The sequence below is a fragment of the Streptomyces sp. HNM0575 genome (genome assembly GCF_012726265.1).
Classification (GTDB): Bacteria; Actinomycetota; Actinomycetes; order Streptomycetales; family Streptomycetaceae; genus Streptomyces.
This window is the reverse complement of record NZ_JAASAG010000012.1, coordinates 288,127-306,864: the sequence shown is the minus strand read 5'-3', so window position 1 is coordinate 306,864 and position 18,738 is coordinate 288,127. Positions and strand designations below refer to the sequence as shown.

The following is an 18,738-nucleotide window of genomic DNA, read 5'->3' as shown; positions in this document are numbered from 1 at the left end:
CGGGCATTACGGTGGTACACGAAGGCCTCCCTGCGGTGCAGTCCTTAGACAGCTCCACCACAGCGGAGGCCTTCGCCATGATCAAGACCCACAAGTGTCAACAACGCTCGTGATCAATACAACTAGCGGCCCGGTTCGCGGGAGCCGCCGGGCGTTTCACCGGCCTCCGGGCGGGGCAGCTTGCCTGTTCAGCATCTGTTGAATACCTGTTCACAGACCGGTCCCAGACTGGGGATCCGACCGGGTGCGGACCTGTCCGCAGGCGGGCGTACGCGGGTACGGGCGGGCGCACAGCGGCGCTCAACACGTTGCCGGGGCGGGGCAATTACCGGAAACTCTCTCTCGGAAGGTGCCGGACTCCCTCTAATATCGGTTCTGCCGCTGCGAGTTCCCCTGCCGTCGCCGTGGCTTGCCCCGCCCTCCCCCTGGGAGTGCCCCCCATCCGGCACCGGAAGGCCCTATGGAGCATCGGGGGATGCACATGAACAGCGCTCCGCAACTGCTGCCCGAAGACCGGCCCGAGTTCGAGCGGGCCGTGGACGAGGCCCTGCGTGAGGCGGGCCGGCGTCCTGCGCTGGCGGCGGTTGGCGAGCAGATCAGCGCGGGTCAGCTGCGCGTGATGGCCCTCAGCGCCGCCTCGGCGATCGCCGCGGAGGCCGCGGAGGAGTACGGGCAGTACGTCGCGCTGCGAACTCGCCTGCGCGAAGAGGCCGTTGAGGGATCGCGGGCCTCGGCCGGGCCGAAGGGCCGGGGCGGCTCTGCTGCCGCGGGCTCGCGCGCCGGCTCCGAGGACGACGGCGAACAGCGGGGCGGCGGAGGCGGGTTGAGCCTCGCCGGTGTCGGCGAGGGCGTCGGTGAGACGTCCGGGGCCGGGCTGCTGGCGATGGTCTCCGTGCTGGTGCCGCTGCTGGCCGGCACTGCCGCCGTCATCTTCCTGCTGCTGGGCTATCTGCTGCGGGTCCTCTCGCCGGAGCCTTCCATAGCCGCGCCGATGCGCGGCGCGGGCTGGGTCTTCGCCGTACTGGCCGCCGCCGGGATCGTGGTGGCGATGGCCGAGCTGTGGCTGACGGCCCTGCGCAACGGCGCCGGTGCACGCCGCGGTGCGCCCATGGACGCGGGTGCGGACGCGGAGGGGCGCGAGGGCGACTCGCGCGAATCACGGCTGGCCCGGGAGGTGTCGGACGCGCGCGTGGTCTGGCGGGATGCGCTGCTGGAGCACGGCATCGTGCCGTTCCTCGCGGACGCGCTCGCCGCGCAGCCGGGCGGGCAGCGCCGCGGCGGCGACGGTACGGAGAGCGCGCACGGCGCGGCCGGTTCCTCTGCTGCGGAGGCCGCGGACGGCCCGGACACCACGGCCACGTCCAGGACCCCCTCGGCCCAGGCACCGTCGTCCGGGTCCGTGACGGAGGCGTCCCGCGCCGAGGAGCGCACCCCGCGGCTCGGCTACTCGGGGCCTGACTTCTCCAGCCGCAGCCCGTCGGACGGCAAGGACCCCGAGAGCGTCCGCCCGCGCTACTCCAGCCCGGACTACTCCAGCCCCGACTACGGCGGGCCGGAGCACAAGCCGGAGTAGTCGCCGGACGTGCGGGGGCACGGGAGGGGCACCGGCTCACCGGGTCACGGACTCACGGGTCACAGGCTCGCGGGTCACCGCCTCACCGGCTCACAGCTCGCCGGTTCACGGAGGCGCCGGATCATGGAGGTCGCCGGATCACGGATTCCCGGCTCGCGGAGGCGCCGGGTCACCGTTCGCCGGGACACCGGGACGCCGGGCGGCGCGGACCCGCCCACCGCGTCACCGCTGACCGCCCGCCGCCACGTCCAAGGCCCGCAGCACGTCCGCGACCAGGTCGTCCGCGTCCTCAACCCCGGCCGAGAGCCGTACGAAGCCGGCGGGCACCGCGTCCCCGCCCCACCGTCCGCGCCGCTCGGCCGTCGAGCGGACCCCGCCGAAGCTGGTGGCTTCGTCGACGAGGCGCAGCGCCCCGAGGAACCGGTCCGCGTGCTCCTTGCCGGGCAGCGTGAAGGAGACGACGCAGCCGAAGCGCCTCATCTGCCGCGCGGCCGTCGCGTGCGCGGGGTCGCCGGGCAGGCCGGGATGGCGTACGCAGTCCACCTCGGGGCGTGCCAGCAGGGCCTCCGCCACGGCCGCCGCGTTCTCCGCCTGCCGCCGGGTACGCAGGTCGAGCGTCGCCAGGGACCGGTGGGCCAGCCACGCCTCCATCGGCCCGGGGATCGCACCGACCAGCTTCCGCCACTGCCGCACGGCCGCGGCCAGTTCCTCGTCGCGGCAGCTCACATGGCCGAGAAGCACGTCGCCGTGCCCGGTGAGCGCCTTCGTGCCGCTGGCCACGGAGAAGTCCGCGCCCAGTTCGAGGGGGCGCTGGCCCAGCGGGGTCGCGAGGGTGTTGTCGACGGCGACGAGCGCGCCGCGTTCACGGGCGGCGCCGGCCAGGCGCCGGATGTCGCACACGTCCAGGCCCGGGTTGGACGGCGACTCGATCCACAGCAGCGACGCACCGTCGAGCAGGGGGAGTTGGGCGTCGCCGGCGGTCGGCGCGGTGCGCACCTCGACGCCGAGTTCGGCCAGCCGCTCCCGCATCGGTACGAGGAGGTTGTAGCCGTCGTCGGGCAGTACGAAGACGCTGCCGGGGCGTGCCCGGGAGAGCAGCACCGCCGAGATCGCGCCCATGCCGGAGGCGAATACGGTCGTCCGCACGCGGTCGTCGCCCGGGGCCTCCAGCTCGGCGACGGCGCGTTCCAGCGCGGTCCAGGTGGGGTTGGCGTCGCGGCCGTAGGCGTAGGGAGCGCCGGCGATGTCGCCCGGCAGGTGGTAGTGGGCGGCGAACACGGGCCCGGGCAGCGGCGGTTCGTACGGCTGCTCCTCCGGGAGGCCCGCCCGTACGACCCTGGTGGCGTCGCTGTCGCTGCTCGCGCTGCCGCCGCTCGCGCTGTCGCTGTTCATGGTGGTGCTCTCCCGGTGCGTGCGCTCTCGTGCCCGTCCCCGTCCCCGCCGTCGGTGCCGTCGTCGGTGCCGTCGTGGGTGCCGGGGAAACCTGCGGGTGCCGTACCGCCCGTCGTGCCCCGGCCTCCGGCTGCCCGGCGGCCCGGCGGCTCAGCCGGCGAGCGCGGCGCGCGCCGCGGCCCCGCACTGGGCGCCGTACCCCGAACCGAAGAGGACCGCGTGCACCAGCAGATGATGGAGCTGATGGAGGGGGACCCGCTCGGCGCGGCCCTCGATGGGACGTACCTCCTCGTACGCGGCGAGGATACGGGAGAGCTGCGGGCAGCCGAACAGCTCCAGGAACGCCAGGTCGGTCTCCGGGTGGCCGCCCTGCGCGGCGGGGTCGATGAGCCGGGCGCGGGGGGCGTCGCCGCCCGCCCAGTGCACGTTGCCGGACCACAGGTCGCCGTGGATCAGCACCGGAGGCTGCGGCGGCCCCGCGATCTCGTCGATCCGGTCGCAGAGCCGCTCGACGTCGCGTGCGTCGGAGGGCTCGATGCCGCCGCGGTCGACGGCCTGTTGCAGATAGGGCAGCAGCCGGTACTCGGCGTGGAAGCCCGGCCAGTCCGCCGGATCGGTGACCTCCGTCGGCGGTGAGGGCATCGGCAGCGGCCCGATGAACGCGGGACGTCCCGGTGTCCCGTAGGACAGCGCGCTCGTGCCGTGCAGCGCGGCGAGGTCGTGCCCGAGGCGGTCGGCCTGGTCGCGGGTGGGCTCGCCCGGCTCCAGCCACTCCAGGACGAGCAGGTCGTCCTCGACGGCGAGCACGTCCGGCACCGCCACGGTCCCGGTGACGGCGAGGAGGGTCAGCCCGGCGGCCTCCGCGGGGAAGAAGCCGTAAGGGGGGCGGGTACGGGTCTTGGCGAACACCTTGCGGTACATCCCGTGCCGGCCGCCGCGCAGCACGATGCTCCAGGCGTCGCAGACGTCCCCGCCCTCGACGGGGAAGACGCGGGTGGCCTCGTCGGCGCCGGTCAGCTCGGCCACGCGGTCGGCGAGCGCGGTCATCGGCCTGCCGCCTTCCGCTGCGCCGCCTCCCGGCGGGACTGGGGCCGGGACTGCTGCCGGGCCTGGGGCCGGTGTGCTCGCTGCCCGTGCGCTTCCTCCCGGTCCGCCGCGTCCGGGGTCGCGGCGTCCGGGTCCGCGGTATCCAACGTGGCGGCGTCCAAGGTGGCGGCGACCTCCGAGAGCAGGCCCGGAACGGCCGCTTCCACCAGCCGCAGCACGTCGTCGAAGCCGCGCGTGCCGCCGTAGTAGGGGTCAGGCACGTCGAAGCCGAAGCCGTCGCGCTCCGAGGCCGTCGGGTCGTAACTGCGCAGCAGCCGCACCTTCGCGGCGTCCCGCGGCGTGGGGGCCATGGCGCGCAGCTCGCGCTCGTGACCCTCGTCGAGCGCGACGACCAGGTCCTGCCCGGCGAACCACTCCGGCTCGAACTGCCTTGCCGAATGGACCAGTTCGTACCCCGCGGACTCCAGCGTCTCCGCCGTGCGCGGATCGGCCGGGTCGCCGACGTGCCAGCCGCCGGTCCCCGCGCTGCTCACCGCGATCCGGTCCTCGAGACCGGCCTCCTCCACGTGCGAGCGGAAGACGGCCTCGGCCATGGGCGACCGGCAGATGTTGCCGGTGCATACGAAACAGACGCGGAAGGTGTCCATGCGCACTCCGTGTGCTAGCTCGGTCCGTACTCGTGCGGTGGCCGCCCGCCGGTCGACAGGCGATCGATCCGCGGCCGGTGCCCGCAGATCCGCCGGCCGCGTCAGTCCCGGTCGGGGAGGACCATGTGCAGCGCCCACGCCACGATCGAGATGATCAGGCCACCGAGGAACGCCGAACCGAAGCCGTCCACATGGAAGCTGACGTCGAGCTTGTCCGCCACCCATGAGGTGAGCATCAGCATCAGGGCGTTGATCACCAGTGTGAACAGCCCGAGGGTCAGGATCAGCAGCGGCAGCGAGATGAACTTCAGCAGCGGCTTGACCACGAAGTTCACCACTCCGAAGATCAGCGCCACGACGACCAGCGTCACCGTCTTCGATCCGGTGTCCGCGCCGGTGAGTTCGATGCCGGACACCAGCCAGGTGGCGACCGCGAGGGCCGCCGCATTCGCCAGCGTCTTGATGAGGAAATTGGTCATAGGGTGATCGTGGCAGAGCCCGGCGGGCAGGTCACACGGGGCCTGTTGAAGCCGGCAGGGCAACGGGCCCGCCGGGTGCGGCGGTACGGCAACGACAAGGGGTGGGGCGGACAGATGAAGGAGTTCCGGCTGGAGGAGCTGGAGGCTCAACGGGCCGCGCACGAGGGCGCGTACCTCCAGTTCCTGCGGGAGCGCCACATGTCCGCCGGGCTCTACGCCCTCGACCGCGGCCAGACGGATCCGCAGAAACCGCACAAACAGGACGAGATCTACTTCGTCGTGAGCGGCCGCGGTGCGATCACCGTGGGCGACGAGACGACCGCGATCGCACGCGGCAGCGTCGTCTACGTACCGGCGGGCGCACCCCACAAGTTCCATCACATCGCCGAGGACCTGCGGGTCATGGTCGTCTTCGCGCCGCCCGAGAGCTGAGCGGGCCCGGGGAGACCCCTCGTGTCAGGGTTCGCGTGGGGGACGGTTCAGGGGAGGGCCGGGGTCCGGGGCACTCCCGGCGCCGTCCCGGGCGCTCTAGCATCGGGGGTGAGAGGCGGGGCGACGGTGCGCCGCCGAAGAGCCCGTATCGACCGGTACGCGACGAGCGGGACCGGCCCGGCCGACAGGAGCCAGAGAAATGGACGCCAAGGGGATCTTGAGAGGCCTGCCGTGGTGGGTGAAGTGGGTGGCGATCCCGGTGATCGCCGTGGTCGTCTTCGGCGGTCTGATCGCCAGCGTCGTCGGCTTCCTGATCGGCCTGCTCTTCAAGGTGCTGATCTTCGCGGCACTCGTCGGCGGCCTCATCTATGTGGTGCGTCACTTCACTTCGGCTTCCTCCTCTTCCCGCCACGACGAGTGGTGACTTCGGTGTCCGTGCGTGCGGGGGCGCCCGCGCGTGCGGACACATCCGTGTGCGGCAGGCCGTCCGCCCGTACGGGAGCGCCCGTCGCCGCCGGGGCTCCCGGCGCACCCGCGGTGTGCGGGCCGGAGTCCTGACCCCGCTGACCGGTCCGGCGTGACGCCGGTACCGGCGCGGACCGGCTGCGGTCCGACGCGACGACCAGGGCGGCCAGCAGGGTCGTCACCGGCACCGAGGCGACCAGCCCTATCGAGCCGACGAGCGTACGCACGATCTCCTCCGCCACGACCTCGCTCGTGGCCACGGTCGTCACGCCGCTGCGCGCGATGGAGAACAGCAGCATCAGCGGCAGCGCGGCACCCGCGTACGCCAGCACCAGGGTGTTGACCACCGAGGCGATGTGGTCGCGGCCGATGCGCATCGCGGAGCCGTACAGCTTCCGCCAACCGGCGCCCGGATCGGCCTCCTTGAGCTCCCACACCGCCGAGGTCTGGGTGACCGTGACGTCGTCGAGCACGCCGAGCGAACCGATCAGCACGCCGGCCAGCAGCAGGCCCTGGATGCCGATTCCGGGGAAGAGGCCGTGCACCAGGCCCGTCTGGTCGTCGGTGTTGCCCGTCAGATGCGCCCAGTCGATGAACACCGAGCCGAGCACGCCGATCAGCAGCAGCGAGATCAGCGTGCCCAGCACCGCCACGGACGTGCGGGCGGACAGGCCGTGGCACATGTACAGACTCGCGAGCATGATCGCGCTGCCCCCGACGACCGCCACCACAAGCGGATTCGAGCCCTGGAGTATCGCGGGCAGGATGAACAGGCTCAGCACCGCGAAACTCACCGCGAGTCCGATCAGCGCGAGCACGCCGCGCATTCTCCCGACCAGGACCACGAAGAGCGCGAAGATGCCCGCGAGCAGCACCATCGGCAGCTTGCGGTCGACGTCGATGACGCTGTAGCGCAGCTCCTTCGGCGCATTCGCGGCGTACGCGGCGACCACGTCCTGCCCCGCGGAGTAGGTGCGGGTGGCGTCCGGCCTGACGATCTCGGTGAAGGTGGTGCCCTTGTCCTTGCCCGCGGCGACCTCGATGGTGGCCTTCTTGCACGAGGCGCCCGGCTTGGCCGCGCCGCCCTGCCCGCCGGCTCCGCCCGCGGCGCCCCCGCCCCCGCCTCCGGACTGACCGGGCTCGGGCGCGGGAGTCTGCGCGTTGGCGTCCTTGCAGTCGACGACCTTCACCGCCGTCACGCGTGCCGGGACCGTGGGCCGGTCGAAGCCGACCCCGCTGGGCCCGCCCTTCTGCGGTACGCCGCCCGGCCACAGCAGCACGAGCCCGCCGAGTACGGCGACGGCGAACGGGATCAGCACCACGGCGATGACCTTGCGCAGATGCCGGGACACGGGCGCGGGCGGACCGTGGCTGTGACTGTGCCCGTGGCCGTGGCCGTGGCTTTGGCCGTGTGCGTGGCCCGGACTCTGGCCGTGACCGTGACCGTGGCCGTGGCCGGGTGAGCCGTGGCCCGGCGGTCCCTGCCCGCCGGAGCCAGGGGCGCCGTGCGAGCCGGGCGCCTGCCCGTGCGGGTGTGCCGGTGGCTGTCCGTGCGCGCCCTGCGTACGGCCGTCGTTGGGGCCGTACGCCTCGCGCTGCTGTCCCGGCACCGGAACCGGGGCGGGTTCGGAGGGTCCTTGTGCTTGCCCGTACGGGCGGTACCGGGGATCTGGAGTCACACCCCGATCATCGCAAAGCCCGGGCCCGAGGGCGCTCTGTTCATCACCGGCGTCATAGCACTAGCGTGGTGGGACCTTTGCACATCGCGGGAGCTCCGAGCACGGGGCTGAGAGGGCGCTGACCTCCGTACGTCCGGCCGCACGGCCGAACGGCAGGCGGAGAAGGCTGCGTCGACCGCCGAACCTGTTACCGGGTAATGCCGGCGTAGGGAGTTGGTCCGATGACCATGCAGGATGCACGTACCCCCTCGGCCGAGAACGGGACGAAGGCCCGCGAACTCGGCTGGCACAAGGGCTATTTGAGCGGATCGCGCCCGGACCTGCGGGTCCCGGTGCGCCGTGTGCACCTCACCAGCGGCAACGACGTGACGCTTTACGACACGTCAGGGCCGTACACCGATCCCGCCATCGAAACCGACGTGCGCCGCGGGCTGACCCCGCTGCGCCAGAATTGGATCATCGAACGCGACGACACGGAGGAGTACGCGGGCCGTGAACTCCGGCCCGAGGACGACGGAGCCAAACACACCACACCGCGCGGCGGCGGGCTCGACGGCCTCGACGCCGTCTTCCCCGGACGCCCCCGCAAGCCCCGCCGGGGCCGCGAGCACCCGTCCGGCCGCGGCCGCGCGTCCGTCTCCCAACTCGCCCACGCCCGGCGCGGCCTGGTGACACCGGAGATGGAGTACGTGGCGGTGCGCGAGAGCCGCACACCCGAGTTCGTACGGGACGAGATCGCCGCAGGGCGCGCCGTGCTGCCCGCCAACGTCAACCATCCCGAGACCGAGCCGATGATCATCGGCAAGAACTTCCTCGTGAAGGTCAACGCCAACATCGGCAATTCCGCGGTCACTTCCTCCATCGAGGAGGAGGTGGAGAAGATGACGTGGGCGACCCGCTGGGGCGCCGACACGGTCATGGACCTCTCCACCGGCCGCAACATCCACACCACCCGCGAGTGGGTGCTGCGCAACTCCCCCGTCCCGATCGGCACCGTGCCCCTCTACCAGGCGCTGGAGAAGGTCGACGGCAAGGCGGAGGAGCTGAGCTGGGAGGTCTACAAGGACACCGTGATCGAGCAGTGCGAACAGGGCGTGGACTACATGACGGTGCACGCCGGCGTGCTGCTGCGCTACGTACCGCTCACGGCCCGCCGCAAGACCGGCATCGTCTCGCGCGGCGGCTCGATCATGGCGGCCTGGTGCCTCGCACACCACGAAGAGAGCTTCCTCTACACGCACTTCGCGGAGCTCTGCGACATCCTGCGCACCTACGACGTCACCTTCTCCCTCGGCGACGGGCTGCGCCCCGGCTCCGTGGCGGACGCCAACGACGAGGCGCAGATGGCCGAGTTGGACACCCTCGGCGAGCTCAACCGGGTCGCCAGGGAGCACGACGTCCAGACCATGATCGAGGGCCCGGGCCACGTCCCGATGCACAAGATCAAGGAGAACGTGGACCGCCAGCAGGAGGTCTGCGACGAGGCGCCCTTCTACACCCTGGGCCCGCTCACCACCGACATCGCACCCGGCTACGACCACATCACCAGCGGCATCGGCGCCGCGATGATCGGCTGGTGGGGCACGGCGATGCTCTGCTACGTCACCCCGAAGGAACACCTGGGCCTTCCGGACCGGGACGACGTGAAGACGGGCGTGATCACGTACAAGATCGCGGCCCATGCGGCGGACCTGGCCAAGGGCCATCCGGCGGCGCAGGAGTGGGACGACGCGCTGTCCGACGCACGCTTCGAGTTCCGGTGGGAGGACCAGTTCAACCTGGCCCTCGACCCGGACACGGCACGCTCGTTCCACGACGCGACGCTGCCGGCCGAGCCCGCGAAGACGGCGCACTTCTGCTCGATGTGCGGGCCCAAGTTCTGCTCGATGAAGATCAGCCACAGCATCAGCGAACGCTTCGGCTCCGACGAGGCGGACGGGCTGACCGACGAAGAGGTGCGGGAGGGCATGCTCGCCAAGTCCAAGGAGTTCGCGGAGTCCGGGAACAGGGTGTACCTGCCGCTGGCGGAGTAGCCGCGACAGTCCCCGACAGGGGTGGCCTCCCGCCACGGAGGCCACCCCTCACTTTTCCGCAAGCAGCTTCCGCACGCATCGGCGCCGATTTCGATGGTGATGGCGGGAGTCAGGCGAGCACTTGCGCTAGATGTGCTTGCACGGGCTGCCAAAGCCCCCGCGGGACGTAGCGAGGGATTTCCGGCAGGCCGACCCAAGCCACATCGGAGATCTCCCTGGGAGCCGCTACGTGCGCACGGCCTTCTACTGTCGCGCAGGCCACATAAGTGACCTGGCGATGGGTCAGCGGATGTACACGCGCGCCGAGAGTGTGGACTGCCCGGACCACGAGCCCCGTTTCCTCCCTCGTCTCGCGGACCGCGGCGCGGTCTGCGGTCTCGCCGTCCTCGATGACACCGCCGGGGAACGCCCACTGAAGCGTTCCCTCAGTCTGGCAGCGCCGGACCAACAGCACCTGCCTCATGTCCACAACTACGGCTAGCGAAATCGGCTCCATAGGTCCCTCTCCTTGCCTGTCCGACGTTGGCGGCATGGCCCGTGGCCCGTGATCTGGGGCGACGTGGCCTTGCCGCTGGCTGAGAGTCCCTAGGGGGTACTGCTGGTGTCGGATCGTGATCGGTACTGTCTGCTAGATGTGCGTCGCGCACCGTCCTTGTGCTCGGCGTGCGTGGCAGTGATCGCCACTGAGGGGAGAGCGACCCATGGCGTCTGACGACGCGAGCGGTTCGGAAGCGGGGTTCACTTCGTCTGGAGCCGCCGGGGTGGTCACGGCCGCATGCCGAGAGGCCGGACTCGACGGCGTGGGGGCCGAGTTGATCCGGTTCGGCGAGAACGCGCTTTTTCGGCTCTCTTCACACCCGGTCATCGTTCGTGTCGCCCGCTCCGCGGAATATCTGCCGTCGGTAAGGACCGAAGTAGCCGTGTCCCGTTGGCTAACGCGCGAGCGGTTCCCCGCTGCGCGAGTGCTGGAAGACGTGGAACAGCCGGTCGTCGTCGCTGGATGCCCGGTCACCTTCTGGCACTTGATCGAAGAAGGTGACCGCAAGGCAACCTACGGCGAGTTGGGCGGCGTCCTCCGAGACCTGCATGCGCTGCCCCTGCCCGAAGGATTGGAGCTTCCGCCCTTCACCGTCTTCGGCCGGACCGACCTACGCATCGAGAAGACCACTGGCATCCCCGAAGACGATCGCGAGTTCCTTCGGATGCGAGGACGGCAACTTCGGGCACAGTTGGCAGAGTTGCGGTTCGAGTCCCCTAAGGGGCCTGTGCACGGGGACGCTCACGTGCAGAACCTCATGGTGGACCGGAGCGGGAACGTGCTGCTCATCGACTTCGAAGGCTTCAGCTACGACCACCCCGAATGGGACCTGATGGTCACAGCGACCGAGCATCACAGCCTGGGCTGGCAGACCCCTGAGCAATACGCAGACTTCGTCGGCGCCTACGGTCGCGACCTCCGCGACTGGCACGGCTACCCGACGCTACGCGGCATTCAAGAGTTCCAAATGACGACCTGGCTCATGCAGAACGTCGGAGAAAGCCAGGCCGTCGCCGACGAATATGCGCATCGCATCGCAACACTGAGAGATGAGAAGATCCCTCGTCGCTGGCAGCCGGGATGACGGGCGTCTACTCGTCGTCCAACTTGGCCATGGCCTCGTGCACCTTGTCGTTGAACTCCCGTACAGCCGGGTTCGCGACGTGGGCCGATACCTCTTGCTGGAAGTCGGTGACGTAGCGCTGGAAGCGTGAGGACTGAAGCGCGTCTCCGCCATCGACCGCGAGGCCGGCAGTGGTGACAGCCGCTTCGAGTTCGCCGTTCAGGAGCTGACTCTGTGCGAGAACCATGCGGCAGAAGCCGAGTGTGCGGGCGTACTTGGGATCGGTGAGCCCGACGGCTCGTTCGGCGAAGCGGATGGCTTCGCGCCCTTGCTTGAGATCCCGGAAGCAGTGGCAGAACTCCCCGACGAGTTCGGCCTCGTCCATGTACGAGAGCCAGTCAGGATCGTCGGCTGCGTCCGCGCGCTCGAAGAAGCGCTCCGCCTCGTTCATGGCGTGCGAGGCGCCCTTGGTATCCCCTGCTGTGGACAACGCACGTGCCTCGTGGGCCGAGAACAGGGCCATGGCGCGGGGCGTCGACCGGCCTTTCCCACCCTCGACGGATGCCCGTGCCAGACGTACCGCTCGCGGTGCCTGGCCCAAGTAGTTGGCCTGGTGGCTCATGTTTGTGAGAATCCGGGCGCCCATCATGCGGTCATCGACAACCTGAGTGAGGCGCAGAGTGGCTATGAGATAGCGGTCGGCGAGCGCGTGGTTCCCCGTGTCGTACGCAGTCCACGCGAGGAGCTGCGAAATCTCGGCGGCGGCGCCGAAGAGTGCGTGCCCGACCTTTTCGCTGTAGTCGGCGTTGAGCAGAGGGAGCACGTCTTCACGGAAGTAGTGCCGTAAGGGGCGGTGCCCATGTCCTCCGCCGAATTTGAAGTCGAGATGCATGAACATCTCTGCGGCTGTCCGCATCGCGGCGACGTCACGCATGCCCACGCGCCGGGAGTTGGCCTCCGGTGCGGTGAGACCGTCCGGGCGGGAGACGAGCCACGACAGCACAGCCGAGTTGACCTCGCCCTCGGGCAACAGGATGTCGTTGCTTGCCTCGTCGTCGGGACGGAGTTGCGTGAGTCCGTCCATGACGCCCAACGCCTCGGACAGCGAAGCGGCGTAACTAGTGCCGATGCTGGGGGTGGTTGAGGTGGTCGCACCGGGAAAGCCGAGGTCTCCGGGCGTGACTCTTCTGCGTAGCTTCTCGCTCAGAGCTTCCGCGACAAACGCGGCGGTCTGGGACTGGATGCCGTTGCCGTCGAGCCAGCGCCCCACGGAGACGTGCGTCGTGCCGACGTGTGCTCCACGCCGTTGTGCGACCTGTTGAACCCGTCTCGCCAGCCCCTTGTTCGAGACGCCGGCCTCAGCCATGAGTGTGGCCAGCCGGTGATTCGGTTCCTTGCTCATGATCCCCCTGCCACAGGGCGGGATGACACTAAGTCGTCATCGTGCCACGCTCACGCATCCGGTTGCAGGGGGGTTCACGAGTGAACCCCCCTGCGTACCCCGTGAACCCGGGTGTTCGCGTCAACCCCCTTGTGAACACTGTCGGTTACGGCGATATCGCCCTTCACTGGTCTGCACGCGGCGGCGGGAACGTCCCGTCGGGGACCAAGGAGTGAGTGATGAAGCCCAGTGAGGTGCGAGAGCTGCCGCTTCGAGCGGCCCGGCTTGCTCCGCTGGAGCCGGTCACGCTGGCGACAGCAGAGCGCTTCCGATCGATCGTGCTCGTAGCCGACTCTCCCGACACGTGTCGAGTCGCGCGGCGAACGGGACGCGAGGTTGTGCGGGACTGGGACCTGACCGTTTCGACGTCCGACCTAGAGCTGTGCGTTTCCGAACTCGTCGCCAACGCAGTCCATCACGCGACTCCTGACGGACGCCTTACCGCCTTCGGCGGAGAACGGCATATCGCCGTTGCATACCGAGCGTGGTCGCACTGGCTCTTCGTCGAAGTGACCGACCAGGACTCAACTCCTCCCATGCTGCCGGTCGGAGAGCTTCTGGAACCGGAGCTGTCGCGACTGAGAGCCGACGACGTGCTGCCCGACAGCGGGCGGGGACTGTTCCTCGTACAGAGCATCGCTGACGCCGTGTGGTGGTCCCCACGCGACGCGGGCGGCAAGAGCGTCTTCTGCCGCTTCGACATGAACCGTCGTAACCCGCGGTGAAAGGGCCCCAGACTCCGGGAGGTCACAGGCAGCCGACGCCCGTCGAAGGACGGGATGCAATGACCGCCCCGGGGACCGCACGGAGATCGGCAAGGGACTCCAGTGCGGTGGATGGCCTCCCGAACTCCCACCCCGAGCGGGAGGCCATCCGAACACCAGGAAGGACACAGGTGGTTGTGGTGAGAAGGACAGGCATCCGGATACCCGCCGTACGCGTACGACGAGGCGATCTGGTGAGCATTCGGGGACGTTGGCTCGAAGTGGACGCCACTCGCCTTGAGCGTTACGCGACCGGGGGCCCAGCGGTGATCCTCTTCTTCACGGCTTCGCCATCACTCCGCGTACGGGCTGGGGATCGACTCCCCGTACAGAAGAGAGGTCGCGCATGAGCCGGCTCGTGATGCGGTTCGCCGACTGGACGCTGACTACGGATCCGCACGGCGGACCGCCGATCTACGCCACAGAGTGCACGACATGCGCCGAGGTCTCCTCGGCTTCGAACGACAAGGCAGACCCGGAGATCTGGTGCCTCCGGCACGCAGGGCGCACAGGGCACACGGGTTTCCGCGCGACGACCATGACCTTCTTCCGAGCTTCGTTGGCGGAGAACACGCGGTGATGGGGGCCAGGAACGAAGTTCCCATGCCGCCGTAGCGGCCGGCACAACAACCGAAGACATGAGACCGGGCCACCCCGCGAACCCTGGCAGGCAGGGGGTGACCCGGCTGGGATCCCGCAGGACCCGGTGCCGGCCGGCTACGAACCGCTCGTGCTGGCTCTCCATTCCGGTGCTTCGGGGTCTTCCTTGAATTCGAGCAGGTGCTGTCCCGCGAAGCGTTCGAGGGCTTCACGGACCTCGCCGGGACGGACGTAGAAGAACTCGCGGCGCAGGTTGACCCGGTTGACGCGGCGGTCCTCGAACTCCTCGTGGAGTTTGCGTTCGAGCCCGACGGCGTCCTCACTGAAGATCAGGGCGTGGACATCGAAGCGGAACGGCACGGAAGCGTCGCCGAGTTCGGTTACGCGGTCCATGGGTTCCAGCCGTCTGGTCAGCCCGATCTTGACCATGCGTTCGCCGAATGCGCCGATGTTGGAGATGACGTAGACGTAGCCGGCGCGGATGTTGGCCTCCCGGGCGTCCACCGCGGCGAGGGAGGCTTCGATCTCGTCGAGCTTGTCTTGCAACTCCGCTGCGCCCGCGCCGTCGTGCCTTCCTGAGGCGCGCAGTCGCTCAAGTGCGGACTGATAGTGCTGGCGTTCCTTGTCCAGTCGGCTCCGCTCGCGGTCCAGCTCCCTTTGGAGCCGTTCCTCTTCCCGCTGCTGCTCTCGCAGCTCACGCCTCCGCTCCTTCTCCTCCTCCTGCTTGGCCAGGTGGTCCGCGGTCAACTCCAGCTCGCGGACGCGTAGCCGGTGATAGTCGTCGGAGATGCGGATGTGCATGGTGGCGCCGAGCCGGGCGATCGTCTGTCGGGACTTCTCCAGCCTGTCGATCAGAGATACGAGGCGGTGCGGGCGCATGGTCCGTACGGCGTTGTCGGCTTCGGCGTTGTAGGCACGCAGCATGAGCTTGGAGAAGTCGCGCACCATCTTCTTGCCCTCGGTGAGCGATCCGTTGACGTGCCAGTCCGTGGCCGCGAGCACGGCCCCGTTCTGCCGGGCCAGCGTCTTGACGCGGTCCTTGAGGGCGCTCAGCGCGGACTTGTAGGCGACGGCGTCCGCCAAGGGGTGCCGGTACTCATAGATGCCGGCTTCCTGGAGCATCGCCGCCTCCTCGGTGTGTACCACCTGGCCGCGGAGCTGATCCAAGTACTGCTGCGCCCTCGCTGTCTCCGTCTGGATGTCGGCGGCTCGCCGTACCAATTCGTCGTAGGTCTGCCGCTCGCCGCTGAGTGCTTGGTGCAGCTGATCGGAGGCTCGGTCGATCTTGGTGAGCAGCAGTTCGTCCACCTCCTGGTAGGAAGCGCGAAGCCGTTCCGTGTCGACGACCAGAGCGGCTGCCTCCTGGCCCTGGATCCGGGACAGCTGCTCGTACAGGGCGGTCTTCTCGGCCCCTTGCCGGGCTTGCTCGGCCTGTAGGCGCTGCAACTCGCCCGTCAGCCGCTCCACCTCTGCTTCCGCCTGCTTGCGCTTCCTGCCGAAGACACCAAGCCCGCCGTCAGACCTGCCTGGGGCTGGGGACGGTCCACCGTACGGAGGCACCACAACTGCGGGTGGCGGAACTTGCTGGGGAAGGCCCATCGCAGGATCGACGGGCACCCAAAGTTGCCAGCCTTCCGGAGGCGCAGGCCAGGAAGGATCCGGCTGCCAGTCGGCGGGCGGCTCCCAGCCCTGCGGGGGCTGAGGCCAGGAAGGCGGCGGATTGAACCGGAACGACAATGAAACTCCCGCAATATCAAGGCAGTTGGCTTGTGTGCCAAGTTATGACATCTGGGAACTTCGAAGGGTTGCAGGCAGACCGGAACCTTGACATAACGCTTCGGCACGGCGGGTGGCCGCGCAGCGGGCCAACGAGACGGAAACTGAGACGGGCTCTGGACTGGGTGAAGTGCCGGGCACGGGTGCCCCGCCTCCGCTCCCGCCCAGGCTCTCGTCTGAGATTGTCCTTCACTCAGCTATGGCGGGCATGCTGGTGCCCGCTGCACATTGATGGATGAGCTTGGAGCTGGGGGCTGTGCGGAGCAGGCGAGGAGCGTGGACGGGATCGGTCGTGGCTGGGCTGGCAGCCGTGGTGGGTCTGGCTTTGGGGCCTGTGACGAATTACGCGAGCGCGAACGTGCCGAAGTGGGCGCAAGCCCCGTGGACCATCTGGCCGCTACTCGGAGCGCTCGCAGTCCTGTCTGTGGGTCTGCTCCTGTGGGGTCGGCATCTGGATGGTGGCAGCAACTCGTTGGATTTGACGCCGGTGACACCGGTCGCCACTTCATCCCTTCGTTCGTTGAGGCCTCCGCAAGCAGGTTCATTGGCACGGGGGCGTGAAGACGAACTTCGTTGTCTTATGGCGCGGTTGAGGCGTCCGCAAGGGCGCTTCGCTGTTGTCTGTGCCGCTGGCGGAGTCGGGAAGACGACCCTGGCAACCGCACTGGCGGAACAGGCGCAGGCTGAGAAGTATGCGGTCTTCTGGGTCCACTGGCGTGAGCCAGGGGAGCTAGCCGAACAACTCACGGAGGTCGCGCTCGCTTGCGGGCTCCCACCGGAGGAGTTGAAGGCCGCGCAAGCTGGTCACGCCAACCTCATCGACGCCGTCTGGAATCAGCTCGCCCGTACCCGTCGGTGGCTTCTCGTCATCGACAACGTCGACAGCCCGGACTGCCTCGCACCGGAGGGCGAGAAGATCGCTCAATATCGCGGATGGGCCCGTCCTCACGGCGGCGGCCTACTACTCCTCACTAGCCGTGACATGAAGGCCGAAACCTGGGGACCATGTGCTGATCTGCACCGCCTGACTCCGCTGGACTCCACGTCCGGCGGCCAGGTACTCACCGATGCTGCGCCCCAAGCCGGCACTCACGCGGATGCTGAAGCACTGGCTGACCGCCTCGGCGGTCTTCCCTTGGCTCTCCAAGCGGCAGGTCGGTACATAGCTGAGCCGACCAGTCGCTATCGCACGTTCACCGCCTACCGGCATGCCTTGGCGGAAGAGCTGTCCACACTGCTGGGCGCGCACGTCCCCGGGGCCGATGACCCTGAAGTGGCCCGCGGCGTAGTACGGCAGACGTGGGAGGTCTCGCTGGAACAACTGGCCGATGAGGGCAACATCTTGGCCCGGCCGTTGCTGCGGCTGCTGGCCCTGCTCGGCGCGGCTCCGATCCCTCGTTCCTTGATCACTCCAGGTCTGTTGGAGACCGTCACCGGGCAGCCTGTGAGTCCGGTGGCCCTAGACGCTGCGTTCTACGGGCTGGATCGCTACGGGCTTCTCGGCACAACCGACCTCGATGCTGGGGACATCAGCGAGTCCCAGGTGGTTCTGCACTCACTCATCCGGGAGATCAACGCACTGGCCCTGGCCGCGGACGACACCGATCCGCAGAAGTGGCGCGAGGCGCTGGCAGAGCGCCTGGTCGATGCCGTGGGCGAAGTCCAGCGCGCTGGGCGCGCAGGCTGGCCCACCGCTCACCTCCTCGCCCCACACCTCCCCACCCTGCTGGAAGACGACAGCCCTCTGCACTCTAGAGAGGCCGTGAGGGTTCTTGAAGAACTCGCGGGGGTGCTAGTGGACGCTCGGGACGATGCTCCGCACCGGATGCTCCGCCAGACCGTACTGGATGTGGAGACTCGTGAACTGGGCTCCGACCATCCGGACACCCTGAGCAGTCGGAACAACCTCGCCAACGCTTTGTCCAGTCAAGGTGAGTACTCCCAGGCTGCCGACCTCCACCGCGAGACCCTCGAGACCCGCATGCGAGTTCTGGGCCCCGACCACCCGGACACCCTGAAGAGCCGGGGCAACCTCGCCAGCGCGCTGGACCTTCTGGGTGAGTACGCCCAGGCTGCCGATTTCAACCGCGTGACCCTCGAAACCCGCATGCGAGTTCTGGGCCCCGACCACCCGGACACCCTGAAGAGCCGGGGCAACCTCGCCAACACTCTCTACAGTCTGGGTGAGTACGCCCAGGCTGCCGACCTCCACCGCGAGACCCTTGAGGCCTTCACGCGAGTTCTGGGCTCCGACCATCCGGACACCCTGAGCAGTCGGAACAACCTCGCCAACGCTTTGCGCAGTCTGGGTGAGTACGCCCAGGCTGCCGACCTCCACCGCGAGACCCTCGAGGCCTTCACGCGAGTTCTGGGCTCCGACCACCCAGTCACCCTGAGCAGTCGGAACAACCTCGCCAACACTCTCTACAGTCAGGGTGAGTACGCCCAGGCTGCCGACCTCCACCGCGAGACCCTCAAGACCCGCATACGACTCTTGGGCCCCGACCACCCGGACACCCTGAGAAGCCGCAGCAACCTCGCCACTGCACGCACTGCTATACGCAACAGGCGCCTAAGGTCACTGTGGTGGCGGCGCGACAGTCAGTCCTAATCACGGAGTTCGCGGTTGTCGCGCAGCACGACATGCACGTGGCGGCCCCTGGTTTGACCAGGGAATTTCTATGTCCGATAAGGGGCCGGTACGGATGTGCGAAGCCTGCGATGCCGACTTGGATCGATGACCTTCTATTTACAAGCTGTGGACAGCTCGGACATCTACGGTCGGAGCGGTCACGCGAGCGATGACTAC

General features: G+C 68.9%; 15 protein-coding genes, 1 pseudogene and 1 riboswitch. Of the genes and pseudogenes, 8 read left to right on the top strand and 8 right to left on the bottom strand.

Annotated features, from left to right (window positions below):
- The first annotated feature begins 475 nt into the window (after positions 1-475).
- Positions 476-1,573, top strand: a complete 1,098-nt coding sequence (locus HCC61_RS26560; protein WP_240969298.1) for a hypothetical protein — start codon at positions 476-478, stop codon at positions 1,571-1,573.
- 222 nt (positions 1,574-1,795) lie between these two features.
- Here HCC61_RS26560 and HCC61_RS26555 read toward each other — a convergent pair whose 3' ends face one another.
- The 4 genes and pseudogenes from HCC61_RS26555 to HCC61_RS26540 all read right to left on the bottom strand — a co-directional run bounded on the left by HCC61_RS26555 (position 1,796) and on the right by HCC61_RS26540 (position 5,138).
- Entirely contained in the window at positions 1,796-2,965 is a 1,170-nt protein-coding gene (locus tag HCC61_RS26555) for a cystathionine gamma-lyase (RefSeq protein ID WP_169139644.1), read from the bottom strand.
- Positions 2,966-3,115: 150 nt separating this feature from the next.
- Entirely contained in the window at positions 3,116-4,012 is an 897-nt protein-coding gene (locus HCC61_RS26550; protein ID WP_169139642.1) for a fructosamine kinase family protein, read from the bottom strand.
- 170 nt (positions 4,013-4,182) lie between these two features.
- Positions 4,183-4,659 (bottom strand): annotated as a pseudogene (locus HCC61_RS26545) (low molecular weight protein-tyrosine-phosphatase); the annotation flags it as partial.
- Positions 4,660-4,760: 101 nt separating this feature from the next.
- Entirely contained in the window at positions 4,761-5,138 is a 378-nt protein-coding gene (locus HCC61_RS26540) for a phage holin family protein (protein WP_169139638.1), read from the bottom strand.
- 114 nt (positions 5,139-5,252) lie between these two features.
- Between HCC61_RS26540 and HCC61_RS26535 the strand changes: the two genes are divergently transcribed.
- The gene (locus tag HCC61_RS26535) at positions 5,253-5,570 is read left to right on the top strand and encodes a cupin domain-containing protein (protein ID WP_169139712.1); all 318 of its coding nucleotides are present in this window, start codon (positions 5,253-5,255) and stop codon (positions 5,568-5,570) included.
- A 199-nt stretch (positions 5,571-5,769) separates the two neighbouring features.
- Complete coding sequence (locus HCC61_RS26530; RefSeq protein ID WP_169139636.1) at positions 5,770-5,994, top strand: DUF5326 family protein; 225 nt, start codon at positions 5,770-5,772, stop codon at positions 5,992-5,994.
- On the opposite strand, the gene HCC61_RS26525 is transcribed toward HCC61_RS26530, so the two are convergent.
- On the bottom strand, positions 5,954-7,645 hold the full coding sequence (locus HCC61_RS26525; RefSeq protein ID WP_169139711.1) for a YibE/F family protein: 1,692 nt from the start codon (positions 7,643-7,645) through the stop codon (positions 5,954-5,956). The genes HCC61_RS26530 and HCC61_RS26525 overlap by 41 nt on opposite strands.
- 145 nt (positions 7,646-7,790) lie before the next feature.
- Positions 7,791-7,943: riboswitch (TPP riboswitch) on the top strand.
- Here HCC61_RS26525 and thiC point away from each other — a divergent pair.
- Positions 7,936-9,747: a phosphomethylpyrimidine synthase ThiC gene (gene thiC / locus HCC61_RS26520; protein ID WP_169139634.1), complete on the top strand. Its 1,812-nt coding sequence runs from the start codon at positions 7,936-7,938 to the stop codon at positions 9,745-9,747. It overlaps the preceding riboswitch by 8 nt.
- A gap of 109 nt (positions 9,748-9,856) precedes the next feature.
- Here the strand turns inward: thiC and HCC61_RS26515 are convergent, their stop codons facing one another.
- Positions 9,857-10,243 carry an NUDIX hydrolase gene (locus tag HCC61_RS26515; RefSeq protein ID WP_169139632.1) on the bottom strand — a complete coding sequence of 129 codons (387 nt, stop codon included), beginning with the start codon at positions 10,241-10,243 and terminating at the stop codon, positions 9,857-9,859.
- A 205-nt stretch (positions 10,244-10,448) separates the two neighbouring features.
- Here HCC61_RS26515 and HCC61_RS26510 point away from each other — a divergent pair, with 205 nt between their 5' ends.
- A complete protein-coding gene (locus tag HCC61_RS26510) occupies positions 10,449-11,369 on the top strand; it encodes an aminoglycoside phosphotransferase family protein (RefSeq protein ID WP_169139630.1) in 921 nt (306 codons plus the stop codon).
- Positions 11,370-11,376: 7 nt separating this feature from the next.
- Here HCC61_RS26510 and HCC61_RS26505 read toward each other — a convergent pair whose 3' ends face one another.
- Positions 11,377-12,750: a sporulation protein gene (locus HCC61_RS26505; RefSeq protein WP_169139628.1), complete on the bottom strand. Its 1,374-nt coding sequence runs from the start codon at positions 12,748-12,750 to the stop codon at positions 11,377-11,379.
- A 218-nt stretch (positions 12,751-12,968) separates the two neighbouring features.
- Between HCC61_RS26505 and HCC61_RS26500 the strand changes: the two genes are divergently transcribed.
- Together HCC61_RS26500 and HCC61_RS26495 are read left to right on the top strand one after the other, a co-directional pair.
- Positions 12,969-13,514: an ATP-binding protein gene (locus HCC61_RS26500; protein ID WP_169139626.1), complete on the top strand. Its 546-nt coding sequence runs from the start codon at positions 12,969-12,971 to the stop codon at positions 13,512-13,514.
- Positions 13,515-13,899: 385 nt separating this feature from the next.
- The gene (locus tag HCC61_RS26495; protein WP_169139624.1) at positions 13,900-14,133 is read left to right on the top strand and encodes a hypothetical protein; all 234 of its coding nucleotides are present in this window, start codon (positions 13,900-13,902) and stop codon (positions 14,131-14,133) included.
- A gap of 137 nt (positions 14,134-14,270) precedes the next feature.
- Here the strand turns inward: HCC61_RS26495 and HCC61_RS26490 are convergent, their stop codons facing one another.
- Positions 14,271-15,620, bottom strand: a complete 1,350-nt coding sequence (locus tag HCC61_RS26490) for a DUF4041 domain-containing protein (RefSeq protein WP_346777396.1) — start codon at positions 15,618-15,620, stop codon at positions 14,271-14,273.
- Between the two features lie 544 nt (positions 15,621-16,164).
- Between HCC61_RS26490 and HCC61_RS26485 the strand changes: the two genes are divergently transcribed.
- The gene (locus tag HCC61_RS26485) at positions 16,165-18,540 is read left to right on the top strand and encodes a tetratricopeptide repeat protein (RefSeq protein ID WP_346777395.1); all 2,376 of its coding nucleotides are present in this window, start codon (positions 16,165-16,167) and stop codon (positions 18,538-18,540) included.
- Positions 18,541-18,738: the final 198 nt, after the last annotated feature.